Source organism: Streptomyces sp. JHA26 (assembly GCF_002005565.1).
GTDB lineage: Bacteria > Actinomycetota > Actinomycetes > Streptomycetales > Streptomycetaceae > Streptomyces.
In genome coordinates this window covers 44,797-59,867 of the sequence record NZ_BDJC01000045.1, presented here as the reverse complement: position 1 = coordinate 59,867, position 15,071 = coordinate 44,797, and the positions used below count along the sequence as shown (strand labels likewise).

Annotated in this window: 11 protein-coding genes; 6 read left to right on the top strand and 5 right to left on the bottom strand. The window is 73.5% G+C overall.

Annotation, left to right across the window (positions count from 1 at the left end):
* Nucleotides 1–1,129 (bottom strand): PucR family transcriptional regulator ligand-binding domain-containing protein (locus JHAT_RS24665; protein WP_171991034.1); only part of this gene is annotated, 1,129 nt, incomplete at its 3' end.
* 247 nt (nucleotides 1,130–1,376) lie between these two features.
* Between JHAT_RS24665 and speB the strand changes: the two genes are divergently transcribed.
* Nucleotides 1,377–2,348 (top strand): agmatinase, encoded by a 972-nt coding sequence (gene speB / locus JHAT_RS24660; protein WP_077800438.1) that lies wholly within the window; start codon nucleotides 1,377–1,379, stop codon nucleotides 2,346–2,348.
* Nucleotides 2,345–4,030, top strand: coding sequence for a thiamine pyrophosphate-binding protein (locus JHAT_RS24655; RefSeq protein ID WP_077800437.1), 1,686 nt, complete (start codon nucleotides 2,345–2,347; stop codon nucleotides 4,028–4,030). The genes speB and JHAT_RS24655 overlap by 4 nt, the downstream gene beginning before the upstream one ends.
* Nucleotides 4,031–4,048: 18 nt before the next feature.
* Here the strand turns inward: JHAT_RS24655 and JHAT_RS24650 are convergent, their stop codons facing one another.
* Entirely contained in the window at nucleotides 4,049–4,429 is a 381-nt protein-coding gene (locus JHAT_RS24650; RefSeq protein WP_077800436.1) for a hypothetical protein, read from the bottom strand.
* 43 nt (nucleotides 4,430–4,472) lie between these two features.
* Nucleotides 4,473–5,285, bottom strand: coding sequence for an endonuclease I family protein (locus JHAT_RS24645; RefSeq protein ID WP_077800435.1), 813 nt, complete (start codon nucleotides 5,283–5,285; stop codon nucleotides 4,473–4,475).
* A gap of 338 nt (nucleotides 5,286–5,623) precedes the next feature.
* Here JHAT_RS24645 and JHAT_RS24640 point away from each other — a divergent pair, with 338 nt between their 5' ends.
* The 4 genes from JHAT_RS24640 (at nucleotide 5,624) to JHAT_RS24625 (ending at nucleotide 12,210) form a co-directional block, all read left to right on the top strand.
* Complete coding sequence (locus JHAT_RS24640) at nucleotides 5,624–5,998, top strand: VOC family protein (RefSeq protein ID WP_077800447.1); 375 nt, start codon at nucleotides 5,624–5,626, stop codon at nucleotides 5,996–5,998.
* A 455-nt stretch (nucleotides 5,999–6,453) separates the two neighbouring features.
* A complete protein-coding gene (locus JHAT_RS24635; protein WP_077800434.1) occupies nucleotides 6,454–10,209 on the top strand; it encodes an ABC transporter ATP-binding protein in 3,756 nt (1,251 codons plus the stop codon).
* Nucleotides 10,210–10,294: 85 nt separating this feature from the next.
* Nucleotides 10,295–10,690: a hypothetical protein gene (locus JHAT_RS24630; protein ID WP_077800433.1), complete on the top strand. Its 396-nt coding sequence runs from the start codon at nucleotides 10,295–10,297 to the stop codon at nucleotides 10,688–10,690.
* Nucleotides 10,691–10,785: 95 nt separating this feature from the next.
* Complete coding sequence (locus tag JHAT_RS24625; protein WP_077800432.1) at nucleotides 10,786–12,210, top strand: S28 family serine protease; 1,425 nt, start codon at nucleotides 10,786–10,788, stop codon at nucleotides 12,208–12,210.
* Between the two features lie 47 nt (nucleotides 12,211–12,257).
* Here the strand turns inward: JHAT_RS24625 and JHAT_RS24620 are convergent, their stop codons facing one another.
* Nucleotides 12,258–12,902, bottom strand: a complete 645-nt coding sequence (locus JHAT_RS24620) for a hypothetical protein (protein ID WP_077800431.1) — start codon at nucleotides 12,900–12,902, stop codon at nucleotides 12,258–12,260.
* Between the two features lie 118 nt (nucleotides 12,903–13,020).
* Nucleotides 13,021–14,865 (bottom strand): glycoside hydrolase family 3 protein, encoded by a 1,845-nt coding sequence (locus JHAT_RS24615; RefSeq protein WP_077800430.1) that lies wholly within the window; start codon nucleotides 14,863–14,865, stop codon nucleotides 13,021–13,023.
* Nucleotides 14,866–15,071: the final 206 nt, after the last annotated feature.

Genomic DNA, 15,071 nt, shown 5'->3' with positions numbered 1-15,071 from the left:
TGTCGCCCCGCGCCGCCGTGCCCTGCGGCTCCGTCCCCGGCGGCCCGTCCGCCCCGCCCCGGGCCCCCGGGCCGGCCGGCACCAGGACCCGGACGACGTCACCGGCCGGGTCGACCAGCGGGGAGCCGAGGGCCGCGCCCAGGGCGGAGGCCGCCACCGGGTCGGGAGGACCGCAGTCCGGCCGGGCGTGCACGACGTGCCAGCGGGTGTCCTCGCCACCGCCGAGCAGGGGCGCGACCTGTTCGGGGCGGGCGCCCAACAGCAGCCGCACCAGGGCGGACGAGCGGGCCGCGCCCGTGCCGCTCCGGTGCTCCCCGGTGAGCAGGGAGAGCAGCACCGCGGCGACCGAGGCGATGGTGTGGTCCCCGGACTCCCGCTGCGGGGCCGCCACCCCGAGGACGAAGCCCCCGCCCCCGCCCCCGCCGGTGCCGAGGGCGTAGGCCGCCAGACGGGTGCCGGCGACCGTGTCGGTGGCGGTCGTGGAGGCCCGGCTGGTGACGAACCGGGTCAGCCTCACCAGGGCCTCGCGCACCTCGCCCGCCGGCTCCCGTCCCGCCGCCGCGATCTCGGCGCCCTCCGGCCCGTACAGCACCGCCCGGCCGTCGAGCCGCGCGGCCAGCCGCCGCAGCACCGACGGCACCGGGTCCGGCCGGGAGGCCGCGGCGGCCAGTTGCCGCTGGGCCTCGGAGACCCGCCGCAGCTCGGCCAGCCGCGCCTGCGCCATCAGCTGCCACACGGCGCGGGCCACGGCGGAGAACGTCGTCCGCGGCGGCACCTCCACCAGCGGCAGCCCGTGCGCCTCGCAGGCCGCGACCAGCGCCCGCGGCACCGTGTCGTGCACCGGCGCCACCCCGAAGCCGAGGGCGGCGCCGCCCGCCGCCACGATCCGGGCGACGTACGCGTCGAAGTCGTCGCCCGCCCCGTCGGCGGGGATGTGCACGCCCGCCGTCAGCAGCAGCTCGCCGCCCAGCAGGTACGGGTAGGGGTCGGCCATCTCGGAGGTGTGCGCCCAGTGGATCACCACCTGAGCCGCCGGGGGTCCGGTGATCTGGCGCAGGGCGAGGTCCTCGCGGGACAGCAGGGCCGCGAGGGACACGGGAGGCGTGGGCGGGGCGACCTTCTCCTGCACGATGGACGTTCCCTCCACTCCGGCGAGCCCGAATGGAGGGAACGTACACTTCGCAGCCGCTTTTCGACCACCTAGTGTCGATCCGGACCGGAATCCCGCCACGGGACCGGCCCGACCGCCCGACGCGACCGTCCCGACGGCCGCGCCCCCGCGTCCGGACCCCGGCCGGTACCGGCCCACCAGTAGAGTCGTGCCGAGCGGTACAGAGCAGTAAATACGCGAAGAAGCGTAAGAAGGAAGGCAATTCATGAGCAGCAACGAGACGCCCCGCGGTCCCGTCGACTCCTCCCGCGTCCCGCGGTACGCCGGGCCCGCGACCTTCGCCCGGCTGCCCCGCCTGGACGAGGTCGGCACCGCCGACGTCGCCGTGGTGGGCGTGCCGTTCGACTCCGGCGTCTCCTACCGGCCCGGCGCCCGGTTCGGCGGCAACGCCATCCGCGAGGCCTCCCGGCTGCTGCGCCCCTACAACCCGGCGCAGGACGCCTCCCCCTTCGCCCTCGCCCAGGTCGCCGACGGCGGCGACATAGCGGTCAACCCGTTCAACATCAACGAGGCCGTCGAGACGATCGAGGCCGCCGCCGACGACCTGCTCGGCACCGGCGCCCGTCTGATGACCCTGGGCGGCGACCACACCATCGCGCTGCCGCTGCTGCGCTCGGTCGCCAAGAAGCACGGCCCCGTCGCCCTGCTCCACTTCGACGCCCACCTCGACACCTGGGACACCTACTTCGGCGCCGAGTACACGCACGGCACGCCCTTCCGGCGCGCGGTCGAGGAGGGCATCCTCGACACGGAGGCGCTCTCCCACGTGGGCACCCGCGGCCCGCTGTACGGCAAGAAGGACCTGACCGACGACGAGAAGATGGGCTTCGGCATCGTCACCTCCGCCGACGTCTACCGCCGTGGCGCCGACGAGATCGCCGACCAGTTGCGGCAGCGCATCGGCGACCGCCCGCTGTACATCTCCATCGACATCGACTGCCTGGACCCGGCCCACGCCCCCGGCACCGGCACCCCCGAGGCCGGCGGCATGACCTCCCGCGAGCTGCTGGAGATCCTGCGCGGCCTGGCCTCCTGCAACCTGGTGTCGGCCGACGTCGTCGAGGTGGCCCCCGCCTACGACCACGCCGAGATCACGTCCGTCGCCGCGTCCCACACCGCGTACGAACTGACCACGATCATGTCCCGCCGGATCGCCCAGGAGAAGGCGGCGAAGTGACCCACGACCACGACCCGGTACTGCGTCCGACCGCCGGCCAGACGGAGGCGGCCCTCAACCCTCCCCCCGGCCGCATCGGCGGAGACCTGGTCGTGGAGACCCTGGCCGGGCTGGGCGCGACCACCGTCTTCGGCCTGCCCGGCCAGCACGCCCTCGGCATGTTCGACGCGCTGCGCCGCTCGGACCTGCGCTACATCGGCCTGCGGATGGAGAACAACGCCGGTTTCGCGGCGGACGCCTACGGCCGGATCACCGGCGAGGCCGCCCCGCTGCTGCTGTCGACCGGCCCGGGAGCCCTCACCTCCCTGCCCGCGCTCCAGGAGGCGCGGGCGGCCTCGGCCCCCGTCCTGGCGATCGGCAGCCAGGTCCCGACGGCCGGGCTGGGCGGCGGCCGCCACGGCTACCTGCACGAACTCCCGGACCAGGCGGCCTCGTTCCGGGGCGTGGTGAAGTCCGTGCACACGGTCCGCGCCCAGTCCCAGATCCCGTCGGCCATCGCCGAGGCGTGGACGTCGGCGCTGACCGTCCCGCACGGACCGGTGTGGGTGGAGATCCCGCAGGACGTCCTCCTGGCCGAGACGTCCGTCCCGCAGGTCACCGGCGGCGACACCTTCCCCGAGGAGCTGCCCCCGCGGCCCGAGCTGACGGCGGTCGCCGCCGACCTGCTGGCCCGCGCCGAGCGCCCCGCGATCATCGCGGGCGGGGGCGTGGTCCGCGCGGACGCCTCCGGCAAGCTGCGGCAGCTCGCGGAACGTCTCCAGGCCCCCGTCGTGACGACCTTCGGCGGCAAGGGCGCCTTCCCGTGGACGCACCCGCTCTCCCTCCAGTCCTGGCTGGAGGACCGCCACACCACGGACTTCCTGGAGGACGCCGACGTCCTGCTGGTCGTCGGCTCGGGCCTTGGTGAACTCTCCTCCAACTACCACACGTTCGCGCCGCGCGGCCGGGTGATCCAGATCGAGGCCGACCTCGGCAAACTGGAGTCCAACCACCCGGCCCTGGGCATCCACGCCGACGCCCGCCTCGCCCTCCAGGCCCTGCTGGAGACGGTGGGGGAGCGGCACGACCCGACCGCCCCGGAGCGCGTGCGGACCCTGCTGGACAAGGTCGGCGAACGCATCGCCGCCCAGGGGCTCACCCTGGAGCAGGACGTCCTGGCGGCCGTCCGCAGGGCCCTGCCGGCCGACGCCCCGTCCTTCTGGGACATGACCATCCTGGCCTACTGGGCCTGGTCGGCCTTCGACGCGAAGTCCCCCAACACCATGCACTCGGCCCAGGGCGCCGGCGGCCTCGGCTACGGCTTCCCGGCGGCCCTGGGAGCGGCGGTCGCCGACCCCACCCGCCCGGTGCTGGCGGTCTCGGGGGACGGCGGCGCCCTGTACTCCGTCGCCGAGCTGGCCACGGCCCGCCAGTACGGCCTGAACGTCACCTGGCTGATCGTCGACGACGGCGGCTACGGCATCCTGCGCGAGTACATGACGGACGCCTTCGGGCAGCCCACGGCGACGGAACTGGCCCGCCCGGACTACGTGGCGCTCGCCGAGTCGTTCGGGGTGCCGGGGGTGCGCACGTCCCCCGGGACGCTGGAGGCCGACCTCGCGAGGGCCCTGGCCGCCCCCGGCCCCTCGGTGGTCGTGCTCCCCGCCGTCCTGCGCATGTTCGCGCCGACGCACCGGGGCTGAACGGACGCCGGAATCAGGTCACTTGAACAGCGGCTTGTACTCGGCGTACGCGCCGCGCTGCTCGTGGTAGGCCTTGGCGAACTCGATGCTCTGCGACTCGCCGCCGAGGGACGAGGGGAACCTGCCGTCCCCCGGGACGAACTCCGGTATCGCGAGGAACAACCGCGTGGCGGCCTCCCCGTGCCGGGCGCTGCGCCGCCGGGCCTTGCGCAGGTAGTCGGCCGCCAGGGTCAGCTGCCTGCCCAGCTGGTCCTCGGGCTGCTTCTGCACCTTGTCGAGCCGGCTCTCGTCGAGGAGGTCCGTGTTCCGGCCCCGGTCCTCCCCGACCGCCCTCAGTACCACCAGCGTCGCCCACAGCCGCCCGCACAGCCGGGGCGCGCTCTCCGGTTTCTCTGCCATGGCCACCTACCTACCCGTCGGCCACGGCGCTCAGTCGACCGGCCTACCAGATCGCCTCGACCCACTCCGGGTGGTCGACGAACGGGTTGCGGTTGTGCTGGTAGGTGTCGTAGATGACCTGGTTGCGGCGCTCCTCGAAGGCGTCCGGCGGGTCCTCGTCGTTCCACTGCTTGAGCACCGCCAGCTTCCCGATGTACGGGTTGCTGCCGTTGTTCACGCTGCCGTTGACCTCCAGGTCGGCCCAGCCGTCGTCGCCCTCGTAGCGGACCGCCATGTAGAAGATCATGCGGGCCACGTCGCCCTTGACCGCGTCGCGGGGCTCGAAGGAGTCGGAGTCGGTGAGGCTTCCGCCGCCGTTGCTCACGGCGCTGCCGCCGTCGTCGAAGTCCTTGTTGCCCCGCACGCCGTTGACCTGGACGTCCTCGGGGCGCAGGTGGTGCAGGTCGGTGCCGGGTCCGGTGGAGGTGCCGAAGTCGCCGTGCGACTTGGCCCAGACGTGCTCGCGGTTCCAGTCACCGGTGTCCCCGCCGTTGAGGGACTTGCTGCGGGAGACGCCCGAGTAGAGCAGGACCACGTTGTTGCTGTTGGCCGGGTCCTGGTCGGTGACCTTGAGCGCGTTCCAGACGGCCGAGTAGGAGATCTTCGTCTGGTTGCTGATGATCGTGTGGAGGGACGCCTTGAGGCCGGCCCCGGTCTTGCCGATCGCGTTCTTGTAGTACGTCGTGTCGTAGTCGTTCGTGGCGGCCGTGGCGGGGGCCGCGGTCAGGGACGGGGCGGCGAGGCCGGCGAGGACGGCGGCGGTGGCGAGCGCCACCGCCTTCCGGCGCCGGCCTGCGGATGTGCGTATAGCGAGCATGTGGGGTGTCCGATCTACGCGGGTTGACGTCTGGGTGATACCGCAGACAGTGACATGCACATGCGGCCATCGGCGTGAAAGGAAGGTGGCGATTGCGTGACGGTGGTCCGACGGGCGAAGTCTTCGGGCCTCGTTGTCAGGTGGGGCCGCATCGCCTACCGTTGTCCGACGTGAACACCGGAACGGCCTTGCGCCACACACGGATCGGCGACCCGGTGGAGGTCTGACCGCGCGACGGGTGCGCGTCGGACACCCCCTCGCCCCGGCACGCGGACCCCCGAGTGCTCGTACGCCACGACGAGTCCACTCCGTGCCGAACCCACAGCGAGGTCAACCACATGGCAGCCACGTTCAACCACACCATCATCGCCGCCGAGGACCGTGAGGAGTCCGCCCGCTTCTTCCGGGAGTTGCTGGAAGCACCGGCGGCGCCGTCCTGGGGGCCCTTCACCAACGTCCAGCTCGCCGACGGCGTACTGCTCCAGTTCGCCGAGCCGCCGGTCGAGATCCAGATGCAGCACTACGCGTTCCTGGTCGACGACGACCTCTTCGACCGCGCCTACCGGCGCCTGCGCGACCGCGGCATCGAGCACTGGGCCGACCCGCAGATGCGGCGCCCCGGTGAGACGAACACCGAGCACGGCGGCCGGGGCGTCTACTTCAAGGACCCGTCCGGCCACGCGATCGAACTGATCACCCGCCCGTACCTGTAGCCGGCGGGCCCCGGCCGGGCGGACCGGCGCCGCCTTCAAGGGGCCTCCTCCGGCGGGCCTGCCGCGGCCCAGGGGCGGAGCAGGTCGCGCGGCAGCGTTCTGAACGCCCCGTCCAGCCTGCCCTCCCACTCCCGGTCACCGCCCGCTTCCGGGCAGAGGGCGGCAGGGCGGGCGATCCACAGGACCTTCCAGGGCGGGGCGTGCAGCGCGGGATCGCTCCACGCCCCGCCGTGGGGGGGCGAGAGGGTGCAGCAGATCGCTGATGTGTCCCGTCACGACCTCCACCAGCGGACCGTCGACCGTCCCGTGGGCCCGCGGCAGGGCGCGCCGGGGACGGGGGCGCACCGCATTCGAGGTGGGGGCCCGAACGGTGGGGCGGGATGAAATCCCCGGTCGCCCGTGTTGGTGCCTTGCGGTAGATCAGATGAGCAGGACGACCGACCGGAGGACACCGCGTGGACGCGCAACGGGGATGGGCACGACGGCTGGCGGGGTACGCCTGGCGGTATCCCAAGGACGTCGTCCTCGCCCTCGGGTCCTCCCTCGGCGGCATGGCCGTCATGGCCCTCGTCCCGCTGATCACCAAGGTGATCATCGACGACGTCATCGGCGACAAGACCCGGTCCATGGCCACCTGGGCCGGTCTCCTGATCGGTGCCGCGCTCGCCGTCTACGGCCTCACCTACGTCCGCCGCTACTACGGCGGCCGGCTCGCCCTCGACGTCCAGCACGACCTGCGCACGGACATGTACGGCACGATCACCCGGCTCGACGGCCGACGGCAGGACGAGCTGTCCACCGGCCAGGTCGTCGGACGGGCCACCAGCGACCTCCAGCTGATCCAGAGCCTGCTGTTCATGCTCCCGATGACCATCGGGAACGTCCTGCTCTTCCTGATCTCGCTCGTGATCATGGCGTGGCTGTCGCCGCCGCTCACCCTCGTCGCCCTCGCCGTCGCCCCCGCCCTGTGGTTCATCGCCCGCCGCAGCCGCACCCGCCTGCACCCCGCCACCTGGTACGCCCAGGCCCAGGCCGCCGCCGTCGCCGGCGTGGTCGACGGCTCGGTGAGCGGCGTGCGCGTGGTGAAGGGCTTCGGGCAGGAGGAGCAGGAGACCGGCAAGCTACGGGAGGTCGGCCGGCGGCTGTTCGCCGGGCGGCTGCGGACGATCAGGCTGAACGCCACCTACACCCCCGCCCTCCAGGCCGTCCCCGCCCTCGGTCAGGTCGCCATGCTCGCCCTCGGCGGCTGGCTGGCGGTGCGCGGGCACATCACCCTCGGCACGTTCGTCGCCTTCTCCACCTACCTCGCCCAGCTCGTCGGCCCGGTCCGCATGCTCGCCATGGTCCTCACCGTCGGCCAGCAGGCCCGCGCCGGCACCGAACGCGTCCTGGAGCTGATCGACACCGAGCCCTCCCTGACCGACGGCACCAAGGAGCTCCCGGCCGACGCGCCCGCCGCCGTCGAGTTCGACGACGTGTCGTTCGGCTACGACCCCGGCCGGCCCGTCCTCGACGGCCTCTCCTTCGAGATCCGGCCCGGCGAGACCCTCGCCGTCGTCGGCTCCTCCGGCTCCGGCAAGTCCACGGTCTCCCTGCTGCTGCCGCGCTTCTACGACGTGACGCGCGGCGCCGTCCTCGTCGGCGGGCACGACGTGCGCGAGCTGACCCTCGACTCGCTGCGGGCCGCGATCGGGCTCGTGCCCGAGGACTCGTTCCTCTTCTCCGACACCGTGCGCGCCAACATCGCCTACGGCCGGCCCGACGCCACCGACGAGGAGATCGAGGCGGCCGCCCGGGCCGCGCAGGCCCACGGGTTCATCACCGAGCTGCCCGACGGCTACGACACCACCGTCGGCGAGCACGGCCTGACCCTCTCCGGCGGCCAGCGCCAGCGCGTCGCCCTCGCCCGCGCGATCCTCACCGACCCCAGACTGCTCGTCCTGGACGACGCGACGTCCGCCGTGGACGCCCGCGTCGAACACGAGATCCACGAGGCGCTGGCCCACGTCATGCGGGGCCGCACCACCCTGCTGATCGCCCACCGCCGCTCCACCCTCGGCCTCGCCGACCGCATCGCCGTCCTCGACCACGGCCGCCTCGCCGACATCGGCACCCACGAGGAGCTCCAGGAACGCTCGGCGCTCTACCGCCGCCTGCTGACCGACCCGGACGAGCTCGGCGGCGTCTCGCCCGGCCACGCCCGCCCCGCCGAGGAGCCGGAGGACACCTCGGTGGGGGTCCCCCCGCTCGAGTTTGTTCGAGAGTGGGGGAGGGACGAGCTGGACGCCGAGTTCGACGCCGAGCGCGGCGTCACCCCGCGGCTGTGGACCGGCGACCGCGCGCCGAAGGACACCGCCCTCGCCGGCACCCCCGCCACGCCCGAGCTGCTCGCCCGGGTCGACGCCCTGCCCCCGGCCACCGACACCCCGGACGTCGACGAGGCGCGCGCCGTGCTGCCGGAGGAGTCCTACGGCCTGCGACGCCTCCTGCGCGGCTTCGGACGCCCGCTGCTCGTCAGCCTCGCCCTGGTCGCCGTCGACGCCGGCATGGGTCTGCTGCTGCCGGTCCTGATCCGGCACGGCATCGACGACGGCGTCACCCGGCTCGCCCTCGGCGCGGTCTGGGCGGCCTCGCTGCTGGGCCTGCTCGCCGTGCTCGCCCAGTGGGCGGCGCAGACCGCCGAGATCCGCATGACCGGGCGCACCGGGGAGCGGATCCTGTACGCCCTGCGCCTGAAGATCTTCGCCCAGCTCCAGCGGCTCGGCCTCGACTACTACGAGCGCGAGCTGACCGGCCGGATCATGACCCGGATGACCACGGACGTCGACGCTTTGTCGACCTTCCTGCAGACGGGTCTGGTCACCGCCTTCGTCTCGGTCGTCACCTTCTTCGGCATCATGGCCGCCCTGCTGGTGATCGACGTGCAGCTCGCCCTGGTCGTCTTCGCGACGCTGCCGCCGCTGGTCGTCGCCACGTTCTTCTTCCGTCGGGCCAGCGTGAAGGCGTACGAACTGGCCCGTGAGCGGGTCTCCGCGGTCAACGCCGACCTCCAGGAGTCGGTGGCCGGGCTGCGGATCGTGCAGGCGTTCCGGCGCGAGCACGACGGCGGGCGGCGCTTCGCCGAGCGCAGCGACAGCTACCGACAGGCCCGCATCCGGGGCCAGTGGCTGATCTCGGTGTACTTCCCGTTCGTGCAGCTGCTGTCCTCGGCGGCGGCCGTCGCCGTGCTGGTCGTCGGCGGCGGCCGGATCGACGACGCCACCCTGACGACCGGCGCGCTGGTGGCCTACCTGCTCTACATCGACCTGTTCTTCGCGCCCGTCCAGCAGCTCTCCCAGGTCTTCGACGGCTACCAGCAGGCGACCGTCTCCCTCGGCCGGATCCAGGAGCTGCTGCGCGAACCCACCTCCACCGAGGCCCCCGACGAGCCGCTCGACGTGCCGTCCCTGCGCGGCGAGATCGCCTTCGAGGGCGTGCACTTCCGCTACGGCGACGAGGAGGAGGCCCTCACCGGCGTCGACCTGCGCATCCCCGCCGGGCAGACCGTCGCGTTCGTCGGCGAGACCGGCGCGGGCAAGTCGACGCTGGTCAAGCTGGTCGCCCGGTTCTACGACCCGACGGCGGGGCGGGTGACCGCCGACGGGCGGGACCTGCGCGACCTCGACCTCACCTCCTACCGGCACCGCCTCGGCGTCGTCCCGCAGGAGGCGTACCTCTTCCCCGGCACCGTCCGGGACGCCATCGCCTACGGGCGCCCCGACGCCACCGACGCCGAGGTGGAGGCGGCGGCCCGTGCGGTCGGCGCCCACGAGATGATCGCCACCCTGGAGGGCGGCTACCTCCACGAGGTCGCCGAGCGCGGCCGCAACCTCTCCGCCGGGCAGCGCCAGCTGATCGCGCTGGCCCGCGCCGAACTGGTCGACCCGGACGTCCTGCTCCTCGACGAGGCCACCGCGGCCCTGGACCTGGCCACGGAGGCACAGGTCAACCAGGCCACCGACCGGCTGGCGGGCCGCCGTACGACCCTGGTGGTGGCCCACCGGCTGACCACGGCGGCCCGCGCGGACCGGGTCGTCGTCATGGACCACGGACGGGTCGTCGAGGACGGCACGCACGACGAACTGCTCGCGCTCGACGGACGGTACGCCCGGCTGTGGCGGACGTTCACCGGGGCGGCCGAGCCGGAGGAGCCGGTCGGCGTCCCCCGCTGACGACCCCGCGCCCGTGCAACCGTTCGACCCGGCTCGCGCGTCCGTACATCCGTACGTCGGTGAGCACCGTACGGGAGGGGTCGTCGTGGGCAGGGGTGGTGCCGGCATACGCCGGCGGCTGGTGGCCGGCACGGCCGTGCTGACCGCGGCGGGACTCCTCGCGGTCGCGGCGCCCCACGAGGTGCGGGCGGCCGCCGTGCCGTGCGCGGGCCGCAAGGTCCGCACGCTGCCGTTCGCCACCGGGTCCGTGCTCGTCTACAAGCGCGGCGGTCACGTCTGCGCCGTCACCGTCCCCAAGAGGACCGGCACCAAGCGGAAGATGTCCGTCAGCGTGCAGGCGCGCGGCGGCCGGCCGGTCGCCGACGCGGGGCGCTTCGCCTACCGGGCCGGGCCGGTGACCGTGTACGCCGGACGGCGGTGCGTGTGGGTGCGGGGCGGCGTGGATCGGGGCGCCGTCAGCTCCGGCTGGATCCTCTGCTGAGACCTGCCCGCGCCGGCCGTTTTCTCATCTCCCCTGGTGTACGGGTGTGTTGCTCCGATAGCTTCCGGCGCACATCTGTTTCACAGGGAGGGTGCATGCGCAAGGCGCTCAGATGGCTGCTGGCGCTCGTGGTGCTCATGGGCACCGCCGGCACGGCGGGGGCGGCCACCGCCGCCGAGCCGAAGGCCGTCGACATCAAGGACCGGCTGCTGTCCATACCGGGCATGAGCCTGATCGAGGAGAAGCCGTACACCGGCTACCGCTTCTTCGTCCTGAACTACACGCAGCCGGTCGACCACCGGCACCCGTCCAAGGGCACGTTCCAGCAGCGGATCACCGTGCTGCACAAGGACGTGAGCCGCCCGACGGTCTTCTACACCGGCGGCTACAACGTCTCCACGAGCCCGAGCCGGCGCGAGCCGACCCAGATCGTGGACGGCAACCAGGTCTCCATGGAGTACCGCTACTTCACCCCGTCCCGGCCGGCGCCCGCCGACTGGTCCAAGCTGGACATCTGGCAGGCGGCCAGCGACCAGCACCGCATCTTCCAGGCCCTCAAGCCCCTCTACTCGAAGAACTGGATCTCCACGGGCGGTTCCAAGGGCGGCATGACCGCCACCTACTACGAGCGCTTCTACCCGCGCGACATGGACGGCGTCGTCGCCTACGTCGCCCCCAACGACGTGGTGAACAAGGAGGACTCGGCCTACGACCGCTTCTTCACCACCGTCGGCACCGAGGAGTGCCGCGACAAGCTGAACGGCGTGCAGCGCGAGGCGCTGGTGCGCCGGGCGCCGCTGGAGAAGAAGTACGCGGCGTACGCGGCCGAGAACGGCTACACCTTCGACACCATCGGCAGCCTGGACCGCGCCTACGAGGCCGTCGTCCTCGACTACGTCTGGGGCTTCTGGCAGTACAGCACCCTCGCCGACTGCGCGGACATCCCGGCCGACGCCGAGAACGCCACCGACGACGCGATCTGGGAGTCGGTGGACACGATCTCCGGCTTCTCCGCCTACACCGACCAGGGCCTGGCCACGTACACGCCGTACTACTACCAGGCGGGCACGCAGCTCGGCGCGCCGACGATCCACTTCCCGCACATCGAGAAGAAGTACATCCGCTACGGCTACCAGCCGCCGCGCAACTTCGTGCCCCGCGACATCCCGATGACGTTCCAGCCGTGGGCCATGCGGGACGTCGACACCTGGGTGCGGCACCACGCCCGCCACATGCTGTTCGTGTACGGCGAGAACGACCCGTGGGGCGCCGAGCGGTTCCGCCTCGGCCACGGGGCGCGTGACTCCTACGTCATGACCGCCCCGGGCATGAACCACGGCGCCAACGTCGCCGGACTGGTGCCCGGGCAGAAGGCCCTGGCCACCGCCCGCATCCTCGAGTGGGCCGGCGTCGCCCCCGCCACCGTCAAGGAGAACCCGTCGGCGGCCAGGCCGCTCGCGGCGTTCGACGCCAGGCTGGACAAGCGGGACGTGCGGCACGAGTCGACGCTGCGCCCGTAGCACCGCGTCACGCCCCGGCCGCGTCCGGCCGCCGAACGCGAGGGCGTTCACAGCGGCCGGGCGCAGCCCACCGGACGTTCGCCGTCGCCGAGACGGACGAACAGGGCGGTCCCGGCGGGGCACCGGTCCCGGCGGGTGACCGCCTCGACCACCTTGTACCGGGGCTTCCGCTCGCCCCTGCCGTCGCACGCGGTCTCGCGGACCCTTCCGCTCCCGGCGTCGTGGACGCAGTCGCCGACGATGGTGCGCGGGCCGCCCCCGCCCCCCGGGTCACCGGGGTGCGGGGGCTGGAGCGACCGCATGCAGGCGTAGCCCCGGGCCACGACCCCGTCACCGTCCTCGTCGGCGGAGGGCCGCTGTTCGCTGATGTGCAGGACGAAGTCGGTGGTCGCCGGGCAGGGCGGCCCGCCCGACGCCTTCCCGTCGTGCCGGGCCACGACCCGGGCCGCCGCCAGCTCGCTCGCGCACGGCACCTCGGTGAAGCTGACCGTCCCGAACGAGCTGCACTCGTCGACCGCCAGGAACACCGCCCCGTACCCGGACGGCCGGACGACCGTCGCCGACGGCGTCTGCCCGCCGGGCCGCCCGACCGTCTCCGTCCCGCCGGACGGCGGGTTCTGACAGGCCGCCACCAGCCCGGCGAGCAGCGCCGAGAGCGCGCACAGCACGCCCGTGAACCGTCTCCCACGCATCGCCGTCCCCCCCGGGTCCCCCGTCCAGCGTGACCCGCCGCAGCGGGCGCACGCCAGACGCGCGGGGTGCTTTGCGCACGGTGACGGTCCGCGCTCCCGGCGCGTGGCGTAGGCCGTGCTACGCCCGGTACGTCAGGCCGTGGCCGACCGGGTACAGCACCGTCGCCGGATCGTCCGCCCGCACCACCGGCACGGGCAGCTTCCCGCGCGGCCGCACCCGCCCGGCGAGGACCCGGGCCGCCGCCCGCACCTCGACGTCCGTCCACGAGTACGCGGCCAGGAAGGCGGGGACGCCGGGGAGCTGGGCCACGTCGTACGGGTTGCGGATCGCGACCGCCACCACCGGCTTCCCGGCCGCCAGCAGCCGGTTCACCAGCGTGCGCTGGCTGCTGCCCGCGGTGACGTTGTACGTGGCGACCACCACCGCGTCCGCGTCCCCGGCGGCGGCGACCGCCCGGTCGATGACGGCGGCGGACGGGGCGGTGCCGGTGGACAGGGCGGTGGCCGTGAAGCCCAGTTCGCCCAGCGCGCCCGCGAGCGTGGTGGTCGGCGGGCCCGTCGTGCCCGACGGGGAGGCGGGATCGGCGCCGACGACCAGCAGCCTCGGCGTCCGGCGCCGGGACAGCGGCAGCAGGTGCCCCTCGTTGACCAGCAGGGTGGTGCCGCGCTCGGCGATCCGGTCGGCGGCGGCCAGGTGCCCCCGGGTGCCGACCGTGCGGTCCACGTCCCGGCTGCCGGTGTAGGCGTCCTCGAAGAGGCCCAGCCTGGCCTTCAGCCGCAGCACGCGCAGGATCGATTCGTCGAGCCGCGCCTCGGTCAGTTCGCCCTCGCGCACGGCCGTCAGGACCGCGTTCCACGCGAGGTCCAGGTCCGGCGGGTTGAGGAGCTGGTCGACGCCGGCCTTCAGCGCCAGCACCGGCACCCGGTCGTCGCCGTACTTCGTGCGCACGCCCTCCATGCCGAGGGAGTCGGTGACCACGACGCCGTCGTAGCCGAGTTCCTCGCGCAGGATGCCGGTGAGGATCGGGCGGGAGAGGGTGGCCGGGTCGCCGGAGCCGTCGAGCGCCGGGACCACGAGGTGGGCGGTCATGATCGAGTCGATGCCGGCCGCGATCGCCGCGCGGAACGGCGGCGCGTCCAGCTCCTCCCACTGCTCACGGCTGTGCGTGATGACCGGCAGACCGGTGTGGCTGTCGGTGGCCGTGTCGCCGTGCCCGGGGAAGTGCTTGGCGCACGCGGCGACCCCGGAGCGCTGGTACCCCGTCACCTCGGCGGCCACCAGCCCGGCCACCGCCGCCGGGTCGGCGCCGAAGGACCGCACGCCGATCACGGGGTTGGCCGGGTTCACGTTCACGTCGGCGACGGGGGAGTAGTCCTGCCGGATGCCCATGGCGCGCAGCTCGGCGCCCGAGACCTGCCCGAGGGTACGGGCGTCGGACCGCGAGCCGTTCGCGCCGACGGCCATCGCGCCGGGGAACAGGGTCGCGGGCTCGCCCACGCGGGCCACTATCCCGTGCTCCTGGTCCGTGGAGATCAGCACCGGCAGCCCGCGCGGCAGCGACAGGGACGCCTTCTGGATGCCGTTGGACAGGGCGGCGATCTGCTGCGGGTCGCGGGTGTTGTGCGCCCAGGCGAAGTAGATGATGCCGCCGACCCGGTACCTGGCCACCAGCTCGGCGGCCGTGCGGACGCCGATCTCCTCGAGGTTGGCGTCGATGTCGGCCTGGTCGGGGGCGGTGGCGGAGTGGCCGTAGACCCGCATCACGAAGAGCTGGCCGACCTTCTCCTCGAGCGTCATGCGGGAGACGAGGGCGCGGAGCCTGTCGTCGTCGGGCCGGTGCCGTCCGGCGTACGCGGTGCCGCCCGCCGCGAGCGCCGCGGTGACGCCCGCGGTGGCGGCGAGGACGGTACGTCTGGAGGGTCGTGCGGTGCTTCCCGGGCCGGCCGTGCTGCTGTGGTGCACGTGCGCTCCTTCCGGAGTGATCCGCTGCGGGATCGCTGGAGAGCTGCTGAAGGAAACTGCCAAGGAGTCACCAATATCCGGGAAGTTTCTGCCAGTCAAGGGAGCGCACAGGAGTCGTCCCGCCGGCCGGACGGGGGGAGGGGGGCGGGGCCGCCGTCGACGCTCGGGAGGGGGGCGCGCCGACGGCGGCGTGCTGCCGGCCGCGG

What these genes read in the sequence shown, in the direction of transcription:
- speB (WP_077800438.1), top strand. Translation starts at nt 1,377, where the DNA reads ATGAGCAGCAACGAGACGCCCCGCGGTCCCGTCGACTCCTCCCGCGTC.
- JHAT_RS24650 (WP_077800436.1), bottom strand. Translation starts at nt 4,429, where the DNA reads ATGGCAGAGAAACCGGAGAGCGCGCCCCGGCTGTGCGGGCGGCTGTGG.
- JHAT_RS24645 (WP_077800435.1), bottom strand. Translation starts at nt 5,285, where the DNA reads ATGCTCGCTATACGCACATCCGCAGGCCGGCGCCGGAAGGCGGTGGCG.
- JHAT_RS24640 (WP_077800447.1), top strand. Translation starts at nt 5,624, where the DNA reads ATGGCAGCCACGTTCAACCACACCATCATCGCCGCCGAGGACCGTGAG.
- JHAT_RS24625 (WP_077800432.1), top strand. Translation starts at nt 10,786, where the DNA reads ATGCGCAAGGCGCTCAGATGGCTGCTGGCGCTCGTGGTGCTCATGGGC.
- JHAT_RS24620 (WP_077800431.1), bottom strand. Translation starts at nt 12,902, where the DNA reads ATGCGTGGGAGACGGTTCACGGGCGTGCTGTGCGCGCTCTCGGCGCTG.